This is a genomic window from Erythrobacter sp. (assembly GCF_023653175.1).
Taxonomy (GTDB): domain Bacteria; phylum Pseudomonadota; class Alphaproteobacteria; order Sphingomonadales; family Sphingomonadaceae; genus Erythrobacter.
In genome coordinates, this window is the sequence record NZ_JAMNXL010000033.1 from 1 (window position 1) to 23,484 (window position 23,484).

Annotated in this window: 22 protein-coding genes; 10 read left to right on the top strand and 12 right to left on the bottom strand. The window is 63.7% G+C overall.

Annotated features, from left to right (window positions below):
- On the top strand, window positions 1-1,059 hold a 1,059-nt coding region (locus tag NBV68_RS05880; RefSeq protein ID WP_296307993.1), incomplete at its 5' end, for a polysaccharide biosynthesis tyrosine autokinase.
- A 170-nt stretch (window positions 1,060-1,229) separates the two neighbouring features.
- Here the strand turns inward: NBV68_RS05880 and NBV68_RS05885 are convergent.
- The gene (locus NBV68_RS05885; protein ID WP_296307994.1) at window positions 1,230-2,171 is read right to left on the bottom strand and encodes a glycosyltransferase family 2 protein; all 942 of its coding nucleotides are present in this window, start codon (window positions 2,169-2,171) and stop codon (window positions 1,230-1,232) included.
- Window positions 2,172-2,288: 117 nt separating this feature from the next.
- Here NBV68_RS05885 and NBV68_RS05890 point away from each other — a divergent pair, with 117 nt between their 5' ends.
- Window positions 2,289-3,344, top strand: a complete 1,056-nt coding sequence (locus NBV68_RS05890) for a sulfotransferase (protein WP_296307996.1) — start codon at window positions 2,289-2,291, stop codon at window positions 3,342-3,344.
- Between the two features lie 35 nt (window positions 3,345-3,379).
- Here NBV68_RS05890 and NBV68_RS05895 read toward each other — a convergent pair whose 3' ends face one another.
- Window positions 3,380-4,729 (bottom strand): O-antigen ligase family protein, encoded by a 1,350-nt coding sequence (locus tag NBV68_RS05895; protein ID WP_296307999.1) that lies wholly within the window; start codon window positions 4,727-4,729, stop codon window positions 3,380-3,382.
- Between the two features lie 306 nt (window positions 4,730-5,035).
- Here NBV68_RS05895 and NBV68_RS05900 point away from each other — a divergent pair, with 306 nt between their 5' ends.
- The 3 genes from NBV68_RS05900 (at window position 5,036) to NBV68_RS05910 (ending at window position 9,009) form a co-directional block, all read left to right on the top strand.
- A complete protein-coding gene (locus NBV68_RS05900) occupies window positions 5,036-5,833 on the top strand; it encodes a class I SAM-dependent methyltransferase (protein ID WP_296308001.1) in 798 nt (265 codons plus the stop codon).
- 339 nt (window positions 5,834-6,172) lie between these two features.
- On the top strand, window positions 6,173-6,442 hold the full coding sequence (locus NBV68_RS05905) for a hypothetical protein (protein WP_296308003.1): 270 nt from the start codon (window positions 6,173-6,175) through the stop codon (window positions 6,440-6,442).
- A gap of 47 nt (window positions 6,443-6,489) precedes the next feature.
- On the top strand, window positions 6,490-9,009 hold the full coding sequence (locus tag NBV68_RS05910) for a hypothetical protein (RefSeq protein WP_296308004.1): 2,520 nt from the start codon (window positions 6,490-6,492) through the stop codon (window positions 9,007-9,009).
- A 132-nt stretch (window positions 9,010-9,141) separates the two neighbouring features.
- Here NBV68_RS05910 and NBV68_RS05915 read toward each other — a convergent pair whose 3' ends face one another.
- The gene (locus NBV68_RS05915) at window positions 9,142-9,936 is read right to left on the bottom strand and encodes a methyltransferase domain-containing protein (protein WP_296308006.1); all 795 of its coding nucleotides are present in this window, start codon (window positions 9,934-9,936) and stop codon (window positions 9,142-9,144) included.
- Between the two features lie 129 nt (window positions 9,937-10,065).
- Between NBV68_RS05915 and NBV68_RS05920 the strand changes: the two genes are divergently transcribed.
- A complete protein-coding gene (locus NBV68_RS05920; RefSeq protein WP_296308008.1) occupies window positions 10,066-10,971 on the top strand; it encodes a hypothetical protein in 906 nt (301 codons plus the stop codon).
- A 47-nt stretch (window positions 10,972-11,018) separates the two neighbouring features.
- Here NBV68_RS05920 and NBV68_RS05925 read toward each other — a convergent pair whose 3' ends face one another.
- The 4 genes from NBV68_RS05925 to NBV68_RS05940 are packed head-to-tail and all read right to left on the bottom strand — an operon-like array spanning window position 11,019 to window position 15,689.
- Window positions 11,019-12,086 carry an acyltransferase gene (locus NBV68_RS05925; RefSeq protein WP_296308009.1) on the bottom strand — a complete coding sequence of 356 codons (1,068 nt, stop codon included), beginning with the start codon at window positions 12,084-12,086 and terminating at the stop codon, window positions 11,019-11,021.
- 45 nt (window positions 12,087-12,131) lie between these two features.
- Entirely contained in the window at window positions 12,132-12,866 is a 735-nt protein-coding gene (locus NBV68_RS05930) for an SDR family NAD(P)-dependent oxidoreductase (RefSeq protein ID WP_296308012.1), read from the bottom strand.
- Window positions 12,863-13,972: an acyltransferase gene (locus tag NBV68_RS05935; protein WP_296308015.1), complete on the bottom strand. Its 1,110-nt coding sequence runs from the start codon at window positions 13,970-13,972 to the stop codon at window positions 12,863-12,865. Before NBV68_RS05935 ends, NBV68_RS05930 begins: the two co-directional genes overlap by 4 nt.
- A 16-nt stretch (window positions 13,973-13,988) precedes the next feature.
- Window positions 13,989-15,689 (bottom strand): GMC family oxidoreductase, encoded by a 1,701-nt coding sequence (locus NBV68_RS05940; protein ID WP_296308017.1) that lies wholly within the window; start codon window positions 15,687-15,689, stop codon window positions 13,989-13,991.
- A gap of 139 nt (window positions 15,690-15,828) precedes the next feature.
- Between NBV68_RS05940 and NBV68_RS05945 the strand changes: the two genes are divergently transcribed.
- Window positions 15,829-17,094 carry a lipopolysaccharide biosynthesis protein gene (locus NBV68_RS05945; RefSeq protein WP_296308019.1) on the top strand — a complete coding sequence of 422 codons (1,266 nt, stop codon included), beginning with the start codon at window positions 15,829-15,831 and terminating at the stop codon, window positions 17,092-17,094.
- Here the strand turns inward: NBV68_RS05945 and rfbB are convergent.
- Genes rfbB through rfbA form a run of 5 tightly spaced genes read right to left on the bottom strand, consistent with a single transcriptional unit; the run spans window position 17,084 to window position 21,078 of the window.
- On the bottom strand, window positions 17,084-18,133 hold the full coding sequence (gene rfbB / locus NBV68_RS05950; protein WP_296308021.1) for a dTDP-glucose 4,6-dehydratase: 1,050 nt from the start codon (window positions 18,131-18,133) through the stop codon (window positions 17,084-17,086). The two genes, NBV68_RS05945 and rfbB, sit on opposite strands and share 11 nt — an antisense overlap.
- The gene (gene rfbD / locus NBV68_RS05955; protein ID WP_296308023.1) at window positions 18,126-18,983 is read right to left on the bottom strand and encodes a dTDP-4-dehydrorhamnose reductase; all 858 of its coding nucleotides are present in this window, start codon (window positions 18,981-18,983) and stop codon (window positions 18,126-18,128) included. The genes rfbB and rfbD overlap by 8 nt, the downstream gene beginning before the upstream one ends.
- Window positions 18,980-19,627 carry a class I SAM-dependent methyltransferase gene (locus NBV68_RS05960; RefSeq protein WP_296308025.1) on the bottom strand — a complete coding sequence of 216 codons (648 nt, stop codon included), beginning with the start codon at window positions 19,625-19,627 and terminating at the stop codon, window positions 18,980-18,982. Before NBV68_RS05960 ends, rfbD begins: the two co-directional genes overlap by 4 nt.
- Before the next feature lie 24 nt (window positions 19,628-19,651).
- Window positions 19,652-20,197 (bottom strand): dTDP-4-dehydrorhamnose 3,5-epimerase, encoded by a 546-nt coding sequence (rfbC, locus tag NBV68_RS05965; protein WP_296308027.1) that lies wholly within the window; start codon window positions 20,195-20,197, stop codon window positions 19,652-19,654.
- On the bottom strand, window positions 20,194-21,078 hold the full coding sequence (gene rfbA, locus NBV68_RS05970; RefSeq protein ID WP_296308028.1) for a glucose-1-phosphate thymidylyltransferase RfbA: 885 nt from the start codon (window positions 21,076-21,078) through the stop codon (window positions 20,194-20,196). Before rfbA ends, rfbC begins: the two co-directional genes overlap by 4 nt.
- Before the next feature lie 427 nt (window positions 21,079-21,505).
- Between rfbA and NBV68_RS05975 the strand changes: the two genes are divergently transcribed.
- The 3 genes from NBV68_RS05975 to NBV68_RS05985 form a co-directional block, all read left to right on the top strand.
- Window positions 21,506-21,817: a PqqD family protein gene (locus tag NBV68_RS05975; RefSeq protein WP_296308030.1), complete on the top strand. Its 312-nt coding sequence runs from the start codon at window positions 21,506-21,508 to the stop codon at window positions 21,815-21,817.
- Window positions 21,818-22,046: 229 nt separating this feature from the next.
- Window positions 22,047-22,343 carry a hypothetical protein gene (locus NBV68_RS05980; protein ID WP_296308031.1) on the top strand — a complete coding sequence of 99 codons (297 nt, stop codon included), beginning with the start codon at window positions 22,047-22,049 and terminating at the stop codon, window positions 22,341-22,343.
- A 135-nt stretch (window positions 22,344-22,478) separates the two neighbouring features.
- Window positions 22,479-23,484 (top strand): hypothetical protein (locus tag NBV68_RS05985; protein WP_296308032.1); only part of this gene is annotated, 1,006 nt, incomplete at its 3' end.

The following is a 23,484-nucleotide window of genomic DNA, read 5'->3' on the forward strand; positions in this document are numbered from 1 at the left end:
CGCGAGCTCGGCGCGGTCACCTCGGACGCACTGGTCGAACAGGACAAGAAGATCGAGTTCACCGGTCTCGAGCGCGAAGCGGTCGCCCTGCGCGAACAGCTCAAGTCGCTGCTCGATCGCTTCAACCAGATCACTGCCGCATCCAACCTGCAGGCAAGCTCGATCACGCCGCTCGACACCGCGACGGTGCCCAGCTCGCCGATCGCTCCCAGCCTGTCGCGCAATCTGATGATCGCCGTGGTGCTGGGCTTCGGTCTGGCCGCCGGTCTTGCGCTCGTGCGCGAGATCTTCGTCGACCAGTTCCGTCGCGGCGAAGACATCGAGGATCGCCTCGGCATCACGTTCCTGGGGCATACGCCCTTCGTGAAGAGCGACGATCTGGAAAACGAGGAAGGCAACCAGTTCAGCACGCTGATGGAGGCATACGCCGCGATCCGATCGACGATCGACTATGCCGTGCCCCGCAAGGGCGCCGTGATCCAGTTCACGAGCAGTCAGGCCTCGGAAGGCAAGAGCACGACCTCGCTGATCCTTGCGCAGCTGTTCGCGCGCCTCGGTCGCACGACGCTGCTGATCGACGCCGACTTGCGCAAGCCTTCGGTCCACGCGCTGCTCGGCATCGAACGGCCATCAGCCGGTCTGGCCGAGGTGCTGCTCGGCCATGTCCATTTCGACGACGCCAAGATCGAGACCGTCTGCGACAACCTGTCGATCCTCTCGGTCGCGCGGATTCCGCCCAACCCGATCGAGCTGGTTTCCTCGAGCCAGTTCCGCGACCTGATCGATGCCTGCCGGAACGAGTATTCGCTGGTGATCATCGACTCCAGCCCGATGCTGGGCCTCGCGGACTCGGCGGAAATCGCCAAGGTCGTCGATGCCACCGTCTTCGTGGTGGAAGCGAACCGCACCAGCCTTGCGCAGGCCCGCACCGCCATCGGCCGTCTGCAGGCCGTCGGCGCAAACATCATCGGCTCGGTGCTCACCAAGTACCGCGCGCTTGAGGCCGGTTCGGACTACTCCTACCAGTACCAATACTACCAGTACGGCGAACGCAAGTAGGGTCGGACGCCCGCTGACAGCGCGGCATCCGCCGACGCTGTCAGGGCGCACGCTTAGGCGTCCCCGAGCGCCAGTATGGCTGGTATGGTGGACGGCTTCCCCGGACAGGGCGAGAGCGCCGCAACCTGCAGCACATGGGTAGAAAATAAGGCAGAACGCGGCCCGGTCGGTCAGTAGCCGTCGAGCCAGTCCTTGCGCTGCTTCCAGACCGTCTTCCACATCTCGCCCTGCCCACCCTCGCGCCGCTTGATCAGGCCGACAAGCTCGTGCCCGAGGTGGCGGTTGAGCGCCGTCAGCCACAGCAGTGCGAGGCCGACCGGGCGGGCGATCCCACCGAAATGATCGCGGATAATCGTGACCTTGCCGCGATAGCTCTGGATCTGCTTCTTCGCGCTCGAGACCGCCGAGGCCCCGCCATGGTGGATGATCGTCGCATCCGGCGTGACCATCGGCCGATAGCCGAGCTTCGCCGCTCTCAGGCACATGTCGCTTTCCTCGGCATACATGAAGTAGCGCAGATCAAAGCCGCCCAACTCGCGCCACAGGCTGGTCTTCAGCAGGAAGAAGCATCCGGTGACGATGTCGACATGGCGCACTCGGTCCATCTGCCCCGAAACGCTGCGCTCGGGGTTAAACAGGGGGCTATGCGGGAACCAGCGCGATATCATCGTGACGTAGCAGATCAGGCTCCACACCGTCATGCGATTGAAGCACGAGGTCGCGTTGAGGGAGCCGTCCGCGAAGATCGTGCGTCCCCCGACGATTCCCGCCTCGGGATGGGCCTTGGCGAAGGCCAGCAGGTTCTGGATCGATCCCGGAAGCGTTTCGGTGTCCGAATTCAGCAGGAGTATCCACTCCCCGGTGGCAAACTCGGCCGCGCGGTTGTTGCCCGCCGCAAAGCCGAGATTGTCCGGGCAGCGATGCAGCTCGACCTGAGGGAAGGCTTCGGCGACGGCGTCGGCCGATCCGTCATGCGAGGCATTGTCCCACAGGATCACCTGCATCCGCAGATCGGACGCCTGCGCGTAAAGCGTCTCCAACGCCTTGAGGGTCATGTCGCGCGTATTGAAACTGACGACGATCACGGAAATTTCGACTTCGCTCGCCGACATGGGCACTGGTCCTGTTTTTTTCGAAGCGTTGCTGTCCGCGACCAGCAGATTTCGGGGTTCGATGCCGGTGAGAGGCCGACCGGATCGATGGGGAAACTAGCCGCTCAAGCCGGCCTTGTGAACAGTTTTGACAAGCTCGCCGCGCCGCTTTACGCCGATTCTCGTCGCACCCTTACAGCTGAATTATGCCGGCCCGATTGCAATGCCGTCCCGGGATTGCTGCCGCGCGGTTTTGCGCAGGAGAGAAACGCCTTGGTCTGGACACCCAACCTCATCATCGCCGGCGTCGCGAAGTGCGGGACGACCACTCTGCACGATCTTCTAGCCCAGCATCCGCGCGTGACGGGCGGGGTCGAAAAGGAGCTGTGGTTCATCAACGACCAGCACGACGAGCTGACGCCGCCCGTCAACGTCCATTCTCGCGGGCTGGATGCGTGGGTCGATCAGTTCCCGGACAAGGGGAAGGGTGATTTCGACATCTGGATGGATGCCTCGGCGACCTACGAATATCAAGACACGGCAAAACAGATCATCGCCACCCTCGATCCGCAGCCCAAGGTGATGTTCATTGTCCGCGAACCGGCGCAGCGCCTTTTCTCGCTTTACCAATACGCTAGGTATCATCACCTCCGCATTCCGCACGTCCAATCCTTCGCCCAGTTCATCGAGGAGATCCGCGAACCGGTGAACCCGCGCCTGCGCGACCAGAACGTCATGGTGCACGCGTGGAGCGGCTCGCAATACGACCGGATGCTCGAGGAATGGGGCCGGATCGTGCCGCCGGAACGACTGTTCGTCACCTCGGTGGAGGAGCTATCGCAAGATCGCGTGCGCGTCCTGACCGACATCGCCATCTGGCTTGAGATCGATCCGGCGGGCCTGATCGGGGCGGGCGTCGACCGCTCGAACCCCACGGTCGTGACGCGCAGCAGGCTCGTCCGGCAGGTCGGTAAGAAGTTGGCGAAGATCCTGCCGGAGACGCAGACGATCCGCAAAGTGAAGACGGCGCTGCGTGAACTCAATTCGACTCCGATCGATCGCGACGAGCGCCACGACAATGCCGCCTTGCTCGAATCGCTAACGGCAGAGTTCGCCCCCCACATGGCGCGGTTCGAGCAGCTGCGCCGGGAACTGGCCTGGCAAGCTCCGGCGCGGGCCGAGGCCGGCGTCTAGGCAGCAAGCCGCGGGCGCGGCCCGTCAGCGCCTTCTCAGGCGACGCGCCGACCGCGCAATTGGGGAACCCGCGGCGGTTGCGGGCGGCGTGCGGGGGCATTCTGGCGCTTCGGCAACTGATTGGCGAGCGCCGCCACTGTGCCAGCCACCAACATGTACCATGCCACGTGGTTGGCCCACAATCCGCTGGTCCAGGCCATAATCGATAGAGCCAACAGCGAAAAGACCGCGCCGAGCGTGGTTGTCCGGTCATGATCATTAAGGCGCGAGTTCCTCGTGACGCACAGGGCGACGGCCGCCATGACGCCCGCGCCGATCAGCACCGCGGTCGGCAATCCGTAGCGCACCGCCAGCGCAAGCCAGTGATTGTCGATCGTCTCGCGCAACATCCATCGCGGCCGTTCCATGGCCGCGTTGCCAATGCCAAAGAGCGGGTGCTTCTCGACCGAAACGGTGCCGTAAGCCCATATCTGAAGCCGATAATAGGCAGACCCCTTATCGAATGCGAGGAAGTTGATGAGCGTGCGGATCGCGCCTCTTCCCGTGAACATTTCCAGCACGGCGAACAGGGCAATGGCGGCATAGAACAGATAGATCAACCGCTCGCGGGTGCGAAGCACGAGGTTGAAAAAGCTTTTGTAGCCCATCAGAAAACCTAGGCTTGCGACCGTCAGATAGGCAGCAGCACTGCCCGTAAAGAAAGCGCCGGACGCGGCGAACATGCCAAGGTTGCGTTCAAATTTGCCGAGACGCGACATGAAATAGAGCGAGAGCAGCGAGCCCATGAACAGGCCCGCCGCGATCGAATGCGGAAACACCGCGCGCGCGCGCAACAGGCCGAACCGCGTTTCGTAGAGGTTCCACAGGGCAGCGCGCTGTGGGAAGAGCGGCGCGATTAGGAGCTTGTGGCTCACCGCCTCGATGATGAGGATCACTGTGATGAGCAGCATGCCGGGCAGGATAGCGATCAGCAATCTGCGTAGTCGCCGCACATCGGTGACGTATGCGCGGCTGATCAGGAAGCAGCCCAGACCGTCGATGACGAAGCTGCCGCCTGCCTCAATGCCGACTGACAGGCCGGAGGTGACGATCATCGCCCCCAGCCCCCACAGGGAACCTGCAATGATTAATATGTCGGGCAACGTCAGCGAGATTTTGCGCCGGGTCATCTGCGCAATAGCGAAAGGCAGGAGAAGCAGCGTCGCGAGGCGGTAGGGCGGCAGGACCACGCTGCCGAGTTGTACCGCCAGACCGGCGGGAAGGAGAATCGAATAAACCAGAAGGACCGGCACGATGACCTCGCGAAACGAGGAGATCGTCTGATAACCGGCCGGCGGGCGCGCCGGTACGGCACGATACGCGGGGGAGCCAGCAGCGGTGTCCATGTCTGCTTCCTGGTCGGTGAAAAGGTGGGCCGAGCCTCCCGAAGGTCTGCATTACCCCGGAGTCGCTGTCAATCTGAGGTCAATGACACCTCGCTGCGGGTTTGTCTCGCGAGAAACGGCGTCCGGGGCCGACACCGGGCCAGTGACCGCCCGGCCCCGAATGCCGATCAGGCAAGGCGCGCGCAATGCCGGCATATTACGCATATTCCGCTCTGCGAGCTCTATTGCGCTGCACTGCGTCATGACATAGGACACCCGCGTTCGGGTTCGGACACCCAGAGGCTCCTTCGAGAGGAATTGATCGACATGGCCGTTGCTGAGGATCGAGTGGGCGGGGATACGCACTACGAGAGCGAAGTGCTCAGCGACGAGTTCTATGCCAAGGAGTTTGATCGGCATTATGCGGTCAGCGCACCGGATTTCTGGCGCCGCTTCGGAGGGCAGCCCGACGTAAAGGGCAAGCGGGTTTTCGATTTCGGCAGCGGCAGCGGCGGCATGATCCATCGCCTTATGGAAGCCGGTGCCAGCTCGGCCGTCGGCGTAGATCTAGATTTCGGTGCTTCGCAATACGCCAAGAAGCGCCTCGCTCAGGAGTGGGGCGACAAGGTCGAGATCATCTGCGAAGACATTCGTGCAGTGGACTTTGCGCCCGTCGACATGATCGTGTCGCAAAACACGATGGAGCATGTCAGCCCGCTCGATGATGTGCTGTCCGCCGTGATCGAAAAGGCAGCCAGCGGGGCCGAACTTTACTTCGGCTATGCGCCCTTGTGGCATTCGCCCTTTGGCAATCATCGCTGTCCGAAAAACAATATCCCGTGGGAGCATCTCATCAAGGGCGAAAAATATGTCCCTGATTATATGCGCGATCACAAGAACAGAGACTATCCGACCGTTACGGCGGCCGGGTTCAACTGCAAGACACCGGCTGATTTCCGTGAGGCCTTCCTGAAGCAGCCGCTCGATCTCATTTCGCTGAGACGCAATGCCGGGTCTGGCGGGATGCGCAGTGTGGTCAACCGCATGGGCCTTGTTCCCGCGAGCATTCCGGGTCTGGAGAAGTATTTCACCACCGGCATGTACTGGCACTTGCGCAAGCGTTAGAGCCCGCTGAGTAGGCGATTGGACCAAAATGCATCGGAGTGTGGGAGTTTGACCCATTCTGATGATCGGGCCAAGGCGTGCAGTCTTTTGCTTGAGGTCGCTTGCCCTCGATTGAAACGCAAGTGGAGCCCAATTGCCGAATCGCCGTGATCGAGCAGACGCTTAGAGAATGTGATTGCAAACCCTGGATCGAATAACCGATCTTGAGTGCAGCGCTGCAATTCAAACCTTTGATATGCAATTTTTCTTCGCTAGATAACCGCTTGGTGCAGATAGAATTTTCCTACTCATGATTGCCTGGTTAAGCGTTCCTTGTTTGTTCGAAACAAAGGATACGTCATGGTTCAGGACAAGTTCGCAAACTCAGCCGACAGCCTTACCTCCCCGGCTTCGAAATGCTTTGCAATCACGCCGAGTGACAGCGAGGTCTTCGCTAGTTCCACGAAGGCGCTATATGTGGGCACCGGCGGGGATGTCGCGCTGATCACGGTTGAATCCGATGAAGCCGTGACCTTCCGCAATACGATCGCGGGCAGTATCCTCGACATCCGGGCCCGGCAGGTGCTCGCGACCGGTACCACTGCGCAAGATCTTGTGGGGCTTGCCTGATGGGACGCGCGTCCGTCGGTCATTCGGCCGGAAGGGCCCGGCCCCAGGTGCTGAGTTCCTCTGCGGCAGGGTCAACTGCGCTCGCCTCGCTGTCGCCTTCCGGCCAATGGGACGGGACACCGGGCACCGGTTTTGCCGTCACGCCGACGGATCCGCCGCGCACCACCGCCAAGCCTGCATGCCGTCTCGTGACGGTTCCTGGTCAGAGGTTCACGGCCACGCACGTGGTCGGGGTCGTGGCCTTCGCCAATGATGGCGGTACCTTGATCGGCGGAATCGACCGCGTCCGCTTTCATTTCGAAGGCGAAACGCGCGACGTCCTTGAGATGACCCCGCGCACCTTCATGCGGCGCGATGGCACCAGCTATCGCTGTTGGGCCTATTGGGTGGCGCTCAGGAAGCCGGCCGGCAAAGCAGGCTCGGCGCAGCTTTTTGTCGAGGCGATCCCCGCCGATGCGACCATGCAGCGGCGCGTCATCGGCCCATTCCTCTACTCGGTCGAGGACGCGCTGCACGACTTGGCCATCGAAGTCGCCGCGACCCCTGCCGAAATGCCGGGTGAACGGTACAAGACCCTTGAAGCTGCCATCGATTACGCCAAGGCACAGAGCGCCCGGAACCCCCTGATCACCGTCACCGAGACCGGCACATACCTTCCCACTGAAACCGGCCCTGCCCACACCTTTACCAACTGGTGTACCATCGAGGCTGCAAGCGGCGTGACATGCACCATTGCCCGCGACACCCAGCTCTCCGACTCGCAAAGCCGCATCGTCTACGTCTCCGACCACATCTGTTTCCGCAACGTGACCTTCGACATGCGTCGGATCGCATCGATCCAGAGCGCCAACAACACCCCCTTCTGGGCTGACCGCTGCACAATCACGAACAGTGATCCCGATCGCGGCTTCGCACGGTGGCGCGGCAATCTCCGCCCGCATGGCATCGTGTTTGAAGGCAATTCCTATGTCACCGATTGCAGGTTCGAATACCTGCCCAACCCGCTCGGCGCCGACGCTGCGCTGCTGCGCGGCAACTTCGTCACCGATGGCACGCAGGACGTGATGGGTGACGCGCAGTGCGTGGTCGCCAATACGGTTCGCAATTGGGACAGCTCCGAATGGATCAACGGACGACCAATCCTGTCTGTTACCTACACCGGCTCCGAGGCGACCGCACGCCTCTCCGCGCCGATTGTCGGCGGCGACACCCGCATCCTGACCGCGACATGGGGCGCGAACAGCGCAACCCTGACCCTCGGCAAAAGCGAAGCCGACTTTCTCGGCACCACCGGTAACGCCTACTGGCCCTCCCACGTCGTTGACTGGCTCAACACGCTGCCGGACTGGACTGCCACACTGCTCGACGACACGCTGGTCGCCTTCAACATCGACGTTGCCGAAGGCGACCCCGACGAGGACGCGAGCGGGCGCGGTGGCAACAAATCCGTGCTCGACATCAACGTGAAGGACACGGTCAAGACCTGCTTTGCCCGGTGGGACGTTCATGCCGACGGCTATCAGCAGCGGTGGGGCGGAACCGACGAAAACGTCATCATCGCCGCAAACGACTGGCAGGTGGCGGGCCAGATCCTCTTCATCTCCTCGACCGACCCTTATGAAAAAGATTACTTCATCATCAACAACATCTTCCGCTTCCTCAAGACAGCTGCCGACGTGCAAGGCCTTAGCGCACTGGCGCAGCAGGCCGTTGGCGTTGAGCCGCCTTCGGCGCTCCACATGATCGTGGCGCACAACAGCTGGGTCAACCAGCTGCTTCGGATGCGTTGGGATGCCGGATTTGCACCGGACGGTTACTCCCTGATTGCCAACAACGTCGTGCAAGGGCTGCGGGATCAGGGGGTGGCGAGCGCCCCTGCCGGGGTGATTGTGAACAACCATATCTACGCCACGGCCGAAAACTCCACCGCAGCAACCTTCACGAGCGTGGGCGGCGACGCGACGACGCTGTTTGCCGATGCAGCGAACGCCGACTTCACCCCATCAGGCGATCTCCTCACCAACGCGCGCGTGCCGGTCCTGAACTGGGATGCCCATGGCCGCGAGCGCAAGGCGTTGGATGCGGTCGGCGCTGTCGCCAGCGGCTTCCTGACAGTCACCGACTACACGCTTCCATCACCTCCTCCGTCGCCTCCACCGCCCCCGCCACCCTTGACCGAGTGGAGTTTCGAGGACTTCTCGACGGAAACCACCGGAATCGGCGGGCAAGCCGAGATCGTCAGCGCCACCATTGGCCGCACAGCACGCGTCGAGGGCGGGAATTCCGGACTTGTGCTCGCCCTGCCTCCAGGCACATATCGCTTGCGCGGCACGCTGACCGAGTGGGCTGGCAAGGGTGCAACGCACCTGCGCATGAGCAGCGGCTCTCTTGTCACTCCGGTCAACTTCACGCCCGATGCCGGGATCGGCCTGTACACTGCCAATGGCGTGGTCGATTGCACGTTCACATTCGCCGCGGCAGGCAACCTCGTCCTGCGCTGCGGGGTGAACGCGCGCAGCTTCACGCTCACGAGGGGGGGTAATCCCCTGGTGCAGAAGGTGGGGTAAGGACGCCGTCTTACGTCAGATTTCGACCCTGCCGCAAAGCCGCCGCAGTTTCGTCATTGCGAGCGCAATTCTCCAAGAGACGTATCTGGCGTCGGAACGTCTCGCCGGAAAGCGCCGCTATTGGGCCAGCGCCTACTTGCGGCAGAGGTGAAGTTTCTCGAAAGGATCAAGCTGCCACTGTGTCGCGAGCCTGTCGTTGTCTTCGAAGGCATCGTACAATTCGACCTCGAAACCGGCGCCTTCGAGTGTTGCGCGATACTGCGGCTGGTTGAACAGCCGCAAGTGATCGTCCTGCCCGACGAGCCGGATGCGATCGTCCTGAGTCACGTCATGCCCGAGTTCGATCGTTTCTTCGAGCTTCATGGCAATCGGAACCTGCAGGATTGCCGTTCCGCCCGGCTTCAGGACCCGGCGGATCTGCGCCAGCGCGAGCGGCACGTCCGGGACGTGTTCGAGCACATGGTTGCAGATGAACAGGTCGACACTGTCATCTGCCATCGGCAGCTTCGACAGGTCGGCATGCTCGACGCGTGCGAGGTGCCGATAGCGTGAAGGCTCGAAATCATAGGCAGTATAGCCAGCAGGGGCCGCGTCGCGGAGCTTGCGGCTTAGGCCCTTTTCCGGCGCGAGATGGGCGGTCGTGATGTTCGAGGCGAACCGGAAACCCTTGCCTGTCTGAGAGAGCCAGAACCAGATCAAACGCTCACGGGAGCTCGAATGACAAATTGGACACTGGTCGGAGAAACGGCGCATCCCGCCGACCACCTGCAATCGCTCCAGAACCTCGTAGCCATATCCGGTATCGTGCAACCGCCGCACGCGTGCTCCACACACACGGCACCGGTTGGGCCCGGCGTTGATGACCCGGCGACCATTTTCGATAACGGGATAGGGGATCAGTCGCCCGATCTTTTTCTTGGTCAGCATGGGTACGGGGCACTTTCCTTGCGTTGGGATTCGTCTAGAGCGTCGCAGTCGTGCTAGCAAGCGATGCCGGATATCGTCGTGCCGAAAAACGGGCTGCGTGTTCGAATTCGTCAAGTTAAATGAGAAACCATGGTTCTCCGCAAGCCTCTCACGCCCACCCATGCCCATGGCCATGTCCTCGTCCGCAAGGATCGCAGGCTTGGACTCGTTCGTATCTCCAAGAACGCCTCGACCGAATCCAAGATCAGGCTCGAATGCCAGAATTGGATCGCTTTCGATGCCTTCGAGGGACCGGTCGTAGCGTTCCTTCGCGAACCCGTCTCGCGCTTTGTCTCGGGGCTGCCGGAAACCATGCTGCGCATGACCCATTTCGTCATCAGGGATACTTCGCGCAAGGACCGGGTCGAAGTGCCTGAAGATGTCTACACCGAGCTGGCAGGGGTTGCGCGAGAGCCGATCGGTTCGGTCATCGAACGTTTCCTTGAACTGGCCGAATATGCTTATTTTGATGCTCATCACGAACCGCAGCACGGCTTTTTCACGGATCGGGCTCTGCAGTTGCGGGTAGATCCGCAGCTTTACCTCACCGAGAAGTTTGAAGACGGGATCGCGCAGATCGAGAAAAGAACCGGTATTTCGGCGAGCCCGTTGGTTCGGCAGGAAAACAAAGGCGGCGCAAAGCCGCAAGCGGGGCGCAATCCGGTGATCGACCTGGTGCGCAGAGTCACCCGCACCGAAGTCCACCGCCATATCGCGCATTCAGGTTTTCTTGGCCTGCGGTATCTTGGTGCCTCAGAGCCGATGCGGCTGCGCGAGCTCAACGCTCTGGCAAACCGCTTCGCCAAGGAAGTGAAGGAATTCGGCGTGCCGGAGGCCCTGCGGGAACGGGTCCTTGCGCTTTACGATCTCGATCGTCGCCTGTGGGAAGAGGTCACAGCGCGTGGCGGTGATGTGTCCGCCAGCGAGATCTGGTCTCAGCTTGTGCCGCAGGCGGATCGCGATCGACAGCTGGAAGCCGGGCGGTTGCGGGGCTAGCCCCTGCTGACCAGCAACCAGCCTATGCGCTGGCAAATCGGTGTCGGCTAAACCTTCTGCCGCTTTCCTGCCGGGAACACGAGCGACCGGCGCAGCAGCTGGTGCGCCGGTCGCTCCAGATAGGTGAAGCTAAGCCACGCCACGATCGTCGCCAGAAGCAATGTGGCGGGGAAGCCCGCGTAGGAGAGCGTAGCATCGCCAGCGACATAATACTCCACACAATCCAAGACGATGATATGAAGCAAGTATAAGGAATATGAGATCTTTCCGTACCAGCGCAGAAGTCCGGTTTTGAAAAAGCTGAACGGCCCGATGAGGAAAACCGTGAAGATCAACATCAAAAGCGGTATTCCGACACTAAGCGGATCGATGAAAGGCGGAAGGGTCGGCAAGCCCAAGCCTTGACGGACTTCTGGCGGCGCGATGATGAGCAATGCAAGCGATGCCCACGCAAGCCCCGTCAGAAATCGTTGCGCTGCTGGTCTGGAGCTGTAACCCTTCAACAGTTGATAATTGGCCCCAAGAACGGCACCGAAAATGAAGATGTGGAGCCACCCGGCCAAGAGCAGGCCGATCTCGAACCCCAAGCTGAACATCACCGCGACAAGAGCAATCTGAGCGCCTGCAAGGCACAGCACCGCCGGCACAAAGCGAACGGACTGGAAAGCCATCCACAGCAGCATGAACACGATATAGAAATGGACTTCGACGGGGATAGTCCAGAGAACACTGCTGCCCCGGATCAGGCCCGCATTGAAAACCATCGCTTGCACATTACCGGCATCGAGCAAGACTATGCCGAATGCGTAAAAGCTGATGACGGTGACAATCACGACCGCATAATAGAGTGGCAAGACCCTAGCCAGGCGGTTGACCATATAACTCCACACTGCCCGCGGCGTGAACTCCTCGCGGCAATAGAGATAGGCCATCAGGAACCCACTGAGGCCGAAGAACAGCGTGACACCCATTTTGCCCAGCCCGCCACCGAGAGCGGCAGGCAGGAAGCCGGCATTGGCGCAGTGCGAGACAAGAACAACGAGGGCAGCGAAGCCCCTCAATCCATCGAGGGCGGGCAAATGGAGAGGTGTGGTCTTCGCGCTTTCAACGGCCATCTTGCTGTCCTAGTAATCGGGCTCAAAGAACAAATCCGGCTAAGCCTACCGCTCGCTGCGCAGCACTAACCGCTTGATCGCAGCCTTCCAGCTCTCGCCGATCCGGATCTCGCGCCATTCCTGGAAGAACCGGCCGTGCGGGCCGTCCTTGTCACATTCGACCAAAGGCCGGATCCAGTCGAAAATGACCTCGGGATCATTGCCGTAACTGCTCATGGCCGTCTTCGTGGCGCCAGGGCTGAATTCGTTGATCAGGACATTGGTGTAGCGGGTCCGGTCAATCTCGCCCGCGATACCGCGCACCAGCGAATGTAGCGTCCACTTGGACACCGAATAGGCCAGCGAGCCGGGCAGCGGCTTCATCCCGGCCAGCGACCCGACCACCACCACGCGTCCGAAGTTTCGCTCGAGCATCGACGGGAGAACCTCGCGCACCGCGTTGGCGACACCCACGACATTGATGCGCAGCACTTCGGAAAGATGCTCGGCCTCCTGATCGAGAAAGAACGCCTTGGGATAGACGGCGGCGGCCGCGATCAGACTGTCGATCGGGCCGAATGCCTCCGAAGCCTCGGCAAAAGCCCTTGCGCAGTCTGCGCCATCGCCGACATCGCAGGCGAGGCCGATGATGTTGTCGCTGCCTGCCGCCAATTCCTCGAGCAGAGCGCCATTGCGGCCGATCGCCGAGACCTTGTAGCCGACGGCCGCAAAGCGCCGCGTCAGGGCAGCGCCAATCCCGCCGGTTGCCCCGGTGATTGCGATGTGCCGCTGCTCCGTCATGCGGCGCCTTCCTTGCGTTTCCAGGCGACCCTGGCGATGACTGCGCGCACCATGCGTTCAGGAAGATCCTTGTGGCGAAGGCCGGGAGACTCAACGAACCGCCAGGTCAGGAAGGCGGTCGCATAGGACAGCGCCAGGCACACCGCGAACAGCGCTGGCCACGATTGGAACGGGTAGACGTTCATCAGCACCATCAGAATGACGCTGTGCGACAAATAGACGCCGTAGGACAGATCCACCCCCGTCGTCAGCGGCGTTTCGGGGAACCTGATCAAGCCGATACCGACCACCAGATAGGCGGTCAGTATGGGCGCAAAGATGTAATCAAACGGCGTTGCATAGACCCCTGTCAGTACCGCAAGCGCAGCCAGCATCAGCCAAGGCGACCAGCGCACCACGTCATTGAACAGATACAGCAGCACGCCCGCTCCGAAATAGCCGAACAGGAACAGGAACATGAAGGTTCGCCGCCATGCGTCGCCCGCCGCGGCCGGATCAGGCCCGAAGAACAGCGCCAGCATGGCGAGGACGTAAATACCAAGGAACAGCCAACGCCGCGCCAGCACCTTGACCGCCGCCAGACCTGCAAGGAGCAGATAGCACATCCATTCGAAATTCAGCGTCCAGATCGGACCGTTGATCGTGTTGCCACCATCATAATCGGTCACGCCGGGCAATTGCAGGCTGAGGAAGGTCGTGACCGTTTTCAAATAGCGCCAGGTGACGGGGCTTGCGTAATATTCGGCTGCGGGCAGCGCCGACACCAGCGGCCCGATCGCCAGCGCGGTCAGCAGCACGACCGTCGCCAGCAAGGGCATGATGCGCATGAAGCGGCGGCTGAGGTAACCGATCACATTCCCGGTCTTCGCCAGCCCCGGAGTCACCAGAAAGCCGCTCAGGGCGAAGAACACCGATACTGCAAGCAGGCCGAGCTGGGTGTAGCCGCCGGAAAACTGGAACAGCCAGTCGTCGCGGACGATATCGTGCTCGATCTTCATGGAATGATGGAGCACGACCGCGCTCGCGGCGACGAGCCTCAGGGTCTCGAAACCCGGACCGCGGTTGTCGAGCGCGGCATAGGCCTCGCGCAGGGACGTCGACTTCATGAAAGTAGCACCCGCATCACGATGCAGCCGTGCTGGCTGCCACCGACCCGGTGGGCGAGGTATCTTCCCGGGGCGGAGTGTCAAGCTGCACTTGTCCGCTTCCGGCTCCGGCATCAGCGACAAGCGCTTCGGCGACGCGGATCGCGTGGGCGGCAACGGTCAGCGCAGGATTGATCCCGAGGCTCGAGGGGAACGCCGAGGCATCAGCCACATAAAGTCCCGGGCAGTCCCATACCTGCCCGCGGGCATCGACAACCGAATGGTCGGGCGCTGAGCCCATCCGGCAGGTGCCCATCGGATGCCCGTAATTCGGCTGGCCGACCGCGGTCGGAAAGCGCACCTTGAGCGGCGCGAAGGCCTCACTCACCAGCTGGCGCAGTCGTTTGACCCGCGCGATCAGCTCCTTGCGCGGCCGGTAGGTGATCGCGATCCGCTCGTGCCCCTCGGCGTCAAGCACGGTGGTCACGCGATTATCGGCATAGGGCAGGTCCTGCAGCGGCGCAGCGAACATCTCGCTGCCCTCATAGATGCGGTAGCCGATCTGGCCGATCGGGCGCATCGCGAGCTTGCCGAACACGCCGAGGCCGAGGCCTCGCTGTTGCATCGCGCGGTAGAGGTGCACCGCAATCAACGCCGGGCTGGCGACCATGCCGAGCGACTGGCACTCGGCAAGCGGCAGGTCGCCATCAAGGTAGTGGTCGCGGAAGGCGAGCACCTTGCGCGGTCCGTGGAACGAGAGGCCCTCGGGGTTCTCGACCGCGAACATGTCGTTGGTGTGGAACATCAGCCCGCGTCCGACCAGCGGGGGCACTGCGCCGTCCCAGATCGCGGCCGAGGCTTCGAGCAGGCGCGGGGTGTTGAGCGCCCCGGCGGCCAGCACGACCTTGCCCGCCTGGAACGCAACCGGCTCGCCCGCCGCATTCTTACCGCGCACGGTCCACCTGCCGCCTGCTGCCCGCTCGATTGTCTGAACGGTGGCGGTGGTCTCGAGCGTGACCGGCGCGGCCTTCGCCATGGCCGGTTCGAGCACCCGGTTGAACCCGTGCGCCTTGCAATCGCGCGGGCAGGTGTTGCCCTGACATTCCGAGCAGCCGGGCTTGTAGGCAATGCCGACATGCATGCGGAACGGGTGCCGTCCATTGTCGGCCAGGCGCGCCACCAGTGCCTCGTGCGCGGGCGAGATCCGCGGCGGGGGGCCGAGCAGCGCGTCGTCATCGGGATCGAGAGGATCGCGCGTGCCTAAGGGAGCGAGCAGGCGCTCGGCTTCGCGGTAGGCGGCGAGGAATTCATCATAGGCGACCGGCCATGCGTTCAAGAGCGCCGCGCCGTCGCGGTAGGGCTCGGGCCACTGGGGTGGCTGGAAATCGCGCTCGAAATCGATCCGCGCGGCCCGACCCAGCGCCGCGCCATAAAGCCGTGCCGAGCCACCGGGGCCGATCCCGACCGCCGCCTTGGATTCGCGATAGCGCTGGCCTTCCTGCTTGCGGACCAGCACCGCCGTCGGCCAGCGTTCGCCCGCCCCGTCGTCATAGGTCGACAGCACCCGGGCAAGTATGCCCTTCTTGCGCCCTTGCCAGCGCGGGTGATCGCCCTTTTCCAGCACCAGCACTTTGAGGCCCGACTCGGCGCAGCGGCCGGCCACGACGGATCCGGCCATGCCGGAACCGATCACGATAACATCGAAGGAGTACGCGGGGTCGATGGGTCTGTCTCGCATCGTAAGAGGCTCGGCTAGCGAGTGTGAGGGGCGTTTGTGATTTGCTTGACCCGTGCTTGGCGGTCAGCCATGGCCCAAGCCTATTGCAATAGCAAGAATGGAAGGGCGCTGCGCCCTTGGACCGGATCGGGCTCTCATCGTGTCACGGCTGAAGACGGATCTGCTGCTCGGGCTGGGCCTGCGCGGGCTCGGGGCGGTGGCGGGCTTCGGGCTGGCCTGGATGATCGCCCAGATGTTCGGCGCGCACGTCACGGGGCTTTACCAGATCGCGTTCACCACCGCGACCTTCCTCGCCGCGATCGCCCTGCTCGGCCAGGACGTGGTGGTGGTGCGGGAGATCGCGCCGCTGCTCAAGGATGACCGCCTCGCCGAGGCATCGAGCCGGTTTCGCGGGTCGCGCCGGATGGTACTCGGCCTCGGGGTGGTGCTGGCGCTTCTGGCGGCGGCGACGGCGGTGCCGCTCGCGCAATACGGCCTCGGCGACGCGGCGGCGGCGGGGTTCATCATCGTGCTTGCGCCTGCAATCGTGCTGCTCGCCCAGCTCAGAACCCATGCAGCGCTGCTGCGGAGCATGGGCAAGGTCATGTTGTCGCAGACGCTGGAGGGGGTGTCCTATACCACCATTGCGGTGCTCGGCCTGGGCGCGCTGTGGCTGCTCGGCGCCGGGGCTGCGCCGCTCGCCGCGCCGGTCCTGCTGCTCGCCGGACTGATCCTGTCGGCGGCGGTCGGCTGGCGCGCGGTCGCCCGCGCCCTCGCTACCATGCCCCCCGGCGGCGCGCCCGCCCGCCCGGACATGCGATCGGGCCTGCGGGTCGCCTCTGGACCGATCCTTACGCAAGCCGGCAACTGGCTTGCCCTGCTTGCCATCGCCGGCCTGATGAGTGCAGCCGAGGGCGGGATTTTCCGGATCGCGGTGCAGGTCTGCATGTTGATGCAGCTGATCAACGGGTCCTTCGCCACCATGGCCGGGCCGCACCTCGCGCGCGCCGCCAATGCTGGTGACACGCGCCAGCTGCGCCGCACGATCCTGACCGCGGGCGGCATCGGCATCGCGCTGTCGGCCCCGCTCGGGCTCGCGGCCTTGCTGCTGCCTGCGTGGATCATGGGCCTGTTCGGTCCCGAATTCACGAGCGGCGCTACGGCGCTGCAATGGCTGACGATCGGCCAGCTGATCAACGTCGCCGCCGGGCCGGTCGGGGTCGCCCTGATCATGCAGCGGCGCGAGAAGCTGGTGATGACGGTGGAGGTCTGCGCCAACCTCACGCTGATCGGGCTGACGGTGGTGCTGCTGCCGCATTGGGGCCTCGCTGGCGCGGGCTTTGCGACCTTCGCCGCCTCGCTGGTGCGCAACGGGGCGAACTGGTTGTTCTGCTGGTTCGGCGCGCCCCGCCAGCCTAGCTCTTGACGAGCGGACGCCACCAGGCTTCGTTGTCCAGATACCAGCGCAGGGTCTGACGCAGCCCCTCTTCGAAGCCATGCGCGGGAGCATAGCCAAGCTCGGCACGCGCTTTGGTTTCGTCGATCGCGTAGCGGCGGTCGTGCCCGGCGCGGTCGGTAACGAAGGTCTTGAGGCTGGCGGTCGCCTCGCCCTTGGCGGCCGGTGCGTCGGGATAGCGTTCGGCAAGCCCCTCGACCTCGGCAAAGGCCCGGTCGACCTCGGCACAGATCGTGTCGATCACCTTCATGTTGGGCAGTTCCGCCCCGCCGCCGATATTGTAGGTCTCGCCCGGCTGGCCGCTGACGAGGCATGCCTCGATCCCGCGGCAGTGGTCCTCGACATGCAGCCAGTCGCGCACGTTCATCCCGTCGCCGTAAATCGGCAGATTGCGCCCGTGGAGCGCGTTCAGCAGGAACAGCGGGATCAGCTTCTCGGGATACTGGTAGGGCCCGTAATTGTTCGAGCAATTGCTGGTCGTCACCTCCAGCCCGAAGGTGTGGTGATAGGCGCGCACCAGATGGTCGGAAGCCGCCTTGCTCGCCGAATAGGGCGAGTTGGGCGCATAGGGCGTGACCTCGCTGAACGCGGGATCGGCGGGCCCGAGCGAGCCGAACACCTCGTCGGTCGAGATGTGGTGGAAGCGGTGCGGCACGCCGCTGCCCGCAAGCCACACGGCGCGCGCGGCCTTCAACAGGCTGTTGGTGCCGAGGATGTTGGTGTCGATGAAGGCGTCGGGGCCGGTGATCGAGCGGTCGACATGGCTTTCGGCCGCGAAGTGGACCAGCGTATCGATCGCGTGGTCGCGCAAGAGGGTCTCCACGAGCGGGGTGTCGCGGATATCGCCCTCGACCAGTTCGGCCGCAGTGCCCTCGATGGTCGAGCGGTTGCCCGCATAGGTCAGCGCGTCGAGCACGATCACCCGGTCATCGGGATGCTGCGCATTCCAGTAATGCACGAAGTTGCCGCCGATGAAGCCGGCCCCTCCGGTGACGAGCAGATTAGCCAAGCTTCGCTTCCTCTTTCAGCATCAGGCGCAGGTTCTCGCGCCACGGGGCGGGCGCATCGCCGATCAGGGCGCGCGTCGCGCTGCAATCGAGCAGCGAGAAGGCCGGGCGCCGCGCGGGGGTGGGATATTCGGCGGTGGTGATCGGGTGGATCACAGGGATGCGCGGGATGAGGCCGAGCGCGTGGGCTTCCTCGCCGATGGCGACGGCGAATTCGTGCCAGGTGGCGACGCCATCGTCGCAGTGGTGGAAGGTGCCGCTCGCGCCCTTCTCGACCAGCGCCCAGATGGTGCGGGCCAGCCCCGTCGCCCAGGTCGGGGCGCCGGTTTGGTCGGCGACCACGCGCAGCTCGTCGCGCTCCTTCATCAGGCGGATCATGGTGCGCACGAAATTCGCCCCACCCGCCTCGTAGACCCACGCGGTGCGAACCAGCAGGTCAGCTGAGCGCAGGTGATCCTCGCCCTCGGCCTTGGTGCGGCCATAGATTGACTGCGGGTTGCGCGCGGCGTCGGGGGCATAGGGCGTGGAGGAACTGCCGTCGAAGACGTAGTCTGTCGAAACGTGGACGACCTTGCCGCCCGTGCCCGCCATCGCCTCGACCATCACCGCGACAGCATCGGCATTGATCGCCCGCGCGGTGTCCTCGTCACTCTCGGCCTTGTCGACGGCGGTGTAGGCGGCCGCGTTGATGATGAGGTCAGGGGCCTCGATCACCAGCCGCGCGGTCAGCATCGACGCATCGGTGAGATCGACATCCTCGACATCGATCGCGTTGACATCCGCCCAGGCTGGCGCGGTGCGCTGCAAGGCGCCGCCAAGCTGTCCGCCTGCGCCCGTGATCAGAACCCTCACGCCGCGCCCCCGAACACCAGCTGGCTCTTGGGGATGCCGAGCACCTTCTCCTCGACCAGCCGCCCGCCGGGGAACAGCGCGGTCAGTTCCTTGCGCGAGAGAAGCTGCGTCTCGTCGAAATAACTGGGGCCATCGCCGTCGGACAAGAGGTGGAAGGGCGATACGCGCACCACCTGCCGGCCGATGGAGCGCGGCAGCCAATGGACGAAGGGCAGCCCGAAATGGAGCTCCAGCGGGAAGGCCGGCGAAGGGGTCTGCACCACCCAGGTCTTGCCCACGCGCATCACCTCGGCTGCGAGATTGGCGCGCAGGGCCAGCGGCACATGCTCGATCACCGAGTTGCAGATCACCACGTCGGCCGACTGGTCGTCTTCCGGGATGCGGGTGCCGTCATAGAGGCGCGCGGTAATCCGCGGATTGGTGTCCTCGCGCCCCATCGCCATGCGCGGCGCGCTGATGTTGTAGCACACCACGCTGGCTGGCTTGAGGAGATGCTCGACCTCGTACCAATAGGCCAACGAGCCGCCGACATCGATGACCCGTGCGCCCTCGATCTGCGGCAGCGCGGCGCGGATGCGCAGCGCGCGTTCGTGGCGGAAGCGGCGCTGGGCCGGTCCGATCAGGCGGTTCCATGCTGATGCCATCGCGGGTCGTCCTTCCGGGTTGATCTAGGGAAAGGCCGGAACGTCGGCCAGGCAAACGCCCACGGCGTCCTTGGCCGAGAGCGCGGGTTCGATCCCGCCAAGCGGCCACTCGATGCCCACAGCCGGATCGTTCCAGGCCAGCGTATGCTCGCTCTGAGGCGCATAGGGCGCGGTGCATTTGTAGAGGAAATCGGTGTCCGGCTCCAATGTCAGGAAGCCGTGGGCGAAACCCTCGGGCACCCAGAACATCCGCTTGTTGGCAGCGGAAAGCTCCACCCCGACCCAACGGCCGAAGGTCGGCGAGGAACGGCGCAGATCGACCGCAACGTCAAACACCGCGCCATTTGTCACCCGCACCAGCTTGCCCTGCGGCCCCGGGTTCTGGAAGTGCAGACCGCGCAGCACGCCCTTCTGCGAGCGGCTGTGGTTATCCTGTACAAATGAAAGATCGAGCCCGGCAGCAGCGAAGCTGGCGGCGTTCCAGATTTCCATGAAGAAGCCGCGTTCATCCCCGAACACGCGCGGTTCGATGATCAACACGCCGTCAATCGCTGTCTCGATCACGTTCACGGAAGCACCGGGCTTTCGAGCAGCTTCAGGAGATATTCGCCATAACCCGACTTTCTCAGCGGCTCGGCGATTTCGCGCAGCCGGTCTGCGGTGATGAAGCCCTGCCGCCAGGCGATTTCCTCGGGACAGCAAATCTTGAGCCCCTGCCGCTCCTCGGTGATGCGCACATAGGTCGCTGCGTCCAGCAGCGAAGCATGGGTGCCGGTATCGAGCCAGGCAAAGCCGCGCCCCATAATCTCGACCGACATCGTGCCCTCATCAAGATAGAGGCGATTGAGGTCGGTGATCTCAAGCTCGCCGCGGGACGAAGGTGCCAGGTCGCGGGCGCGGTCCACCACGGTCTCGTCATAGAAATAGAGGCCGGTCACCGCATAGTTGGACTTGGGAACCTTTGGCTTTTCCTCGATCGAAATCGCTTTGCCGCTTGCGTCGAACTCGACCACGCCGAAGGCCTGGGGATCGCTGACCCGATAGGCGAAGACGCTCGCACCGCTCTCCCGCGCGGTGGCGTTCTGGAGCAGCTGCGGCAGGCCGTGGCCGTAGAAGATGTTGTCGCCCAGGATCAGCGCCGACGGCCCCCCGCGCACGAAATCGGCGCCGATGTGGAAGGCCTGCGCCAGCCCTTCGGGCTTGGGCTGGACGGCGTAGGATAGCGACACGCCGAAATCGGAGCCATCACCGAGCACGCGCTTGAACTGGGCGGCGTCTTCGCGGGTGGTGATGATCAGGATGTCGCGGATCCCCGCCAGCATCAAAGTGCTCAGCGGGTAATAGATCATCGGCTTGTCGAAGATCGGCATCAACTGCTTGGAAACGCCGCGGGTCAGCGGATAGAGCCGGGTGCCGGACCCGCCAGCCAGGATGATCCCGCGCCTGTTCATGTCGCCTGCCATAGCGCCTGTCCGGCTACCCCCAATATGTGAAATCGCAGCGACCGCGCGCTGCTTTGCAGCATAAGGTGTAAAGGTCAACCGCCCTCGCCGCACTATTGCGCGCATCCCGGGCCGGGGTGTTCGGAGCCTCGAGCCTGCAACAATCCACTCGTGGCGAACGGCCGCATCTGAAGTACGAACGGCAGATCGTGGTGGTTCGGTTCCGCCCTCCGCCCTGCCGCCGCACTCATCGCTCCACGCAAGGCTGGACGCCATCGTCACGACATTGCAGGAACGGCATGCCGAAACCCCGTCGACCTGCAAGGCCGCGCTCGGCCATGGGGCGCGATGCATTGGCCCTTTAGAACCCCGTGACGCAGCCCGGCCCGGTACGATTGACCGCGTCGCCATCCGCGAAATTCCGTGAGGAACGACCGTGCCCGATCTTCTCCAGACCCACTGGCGCATCAGCGATCAGGCCGTCGCCAACGCCGTCGGCGAAGAGACTGTGATTCTGCATCTGGGCAACGGCACCTATTTCGGCCTCGACCCGATCGGGACGCGCCTATGGCAGGCGCTGCAGGCGGGCGATCTGCCGGGCTCGATCTGCGAATCGCTGCTTGCGACCCATGATGTCGCGTCCGCGCAGCTGGAGGCGGATCTGCGCGACCTGCTCGGCGAACTGGCTGCCAATGACCTGATCGCGCCTGCCGCGCTGCACGGAACTCCGGATGCACCGCAAGAGTGATTTCCCCGCGGGCACATCCAGCACCTTGATCCTTGGCGCGATCCCGTGCAGAGCGTCACACTCAAAGAACAGGAGCAATGTTTCGGCGTCTGCGCACGGCCTGTCGCTCATGTGCAACGGTAAGGCGCGAGGCGACGCTTCGTTTACCAAATCGCGCTAATGGGTGGTTGCCAAAGATGCTGCATTGCACTAGGCAACACGCCGAGGGATTAGTTTAGAGGGCTTAGATATGACCAAGATCGTGACCCGCATGGTGGCTGCTGCCGCTGCAATGAGCTTCGTTGCTACGCCGATCGTGGCTCAGGCCAACACCCGCGCTGGTGACAGCGAAGCGACCTACAGCGTCGCGAACCCCGGGCCCGGCCTTGGCCGCGACGCAGAAGGTGAAGGTCAGGCGCAAGGCGGGCTTATCTGGCTCGTTGTCGGGATCGGTGCCGTCACCGCTGCAGTTTACGCCGGCCTGATTGCCTCCGGCGTGATCGAAGAAGGCGATGGTGAGTGCATTTCGCCGGGCGCTTGCGACTAAGGCTGATCGGGCGCGAAAGCACTGACAATTCATTGAAAACGCCCGGTACGCAGTGCCGGGCGTTTCTTCATGGCAGCGCCGCGCGTCACCCGACCCGCACCCTATCGTCCGACCCGATTTGCGCAAGGCCTTCGCTTGACCAGTCACGCCGCAGACCGGCTACCCTTCATGCTGCTGGCAGCCCTTCTGCTCGTCGCTTTCGCGTTCGGCGGCGGCGGTATCGGCGCGCCGCTCGCCAACCTGACTGTCCAGCTCACAGCACTCGCCGTCCTCGCGCTCCGGCGCGAAGCGTGCGCGAAGTTCTGGCGCGAATCGCCCCTCGCGCTGCGCGTGCTGGTCGCGCTCTCGCTGGCAGTGCCGCTGCTCCAGATCATCCCCCTGCCCGAATCGCTGTGGAGCGCCCTGCCCGGCCGCACCCTCGTGGTCAGCGCCCGCGATCTCGCGGGCCAGGGCGGTGGCTGGGCCACCTACAGCGTCAACCCGCTTCGCACCCTGTTGGCGCTGACTGCACTGGTGACGCCGCTCGCGGTCATCATGGCAGGCTGGACCCTGCCGCGAGACCGGCTGATCGACCTCGGCTGGCTGGTCGTGGGATGCGGGCTGTTCACCGTCCTGCTCGGCGCCGTCCAACTGGGTGGCGGGCCCGGGGCGGCCAAGCTATATGACGATTTCCACGGCACCAATGTTCTGGTCGGCACCTTTGCAAACCGGAACTCGACCGGCCTTTTCCTGACCTTCGCCCTCGGCCTTGCCGCGCTGCTGCCAGCCCCGCGCCCGCATTCCGCGGTGCTCCCGGCGCGATTGGCGGTATGCGCCCTGCTGCTTGTGGCAGTGGTCCTGACCCAGTCGCGCACAGCCATCGTGCTGGCGCTGTTGCCGGTGGCGCTCGGCTTGATCCGCGCACTTGGTGCAATGCTCACGGCGCGCGGCAAGGACCGGCCCGCCGGGCGCGGGCTGATGATCGGTCTCGGCGCGGTGGCGCTGGTGGCCGTGGGCGCCGGAGCGCTGGTTGTCACGGCACCCGGCCGGGTCGGTGATGCGCTCGAACGCTTCGAAGCCGAAGATGATCCGCGCCGCTTTGTCTGGGAAGATGCCCTCTACAGCGCCGATCGCTACTGGCCGACGGGTGCGGGCATGGGGA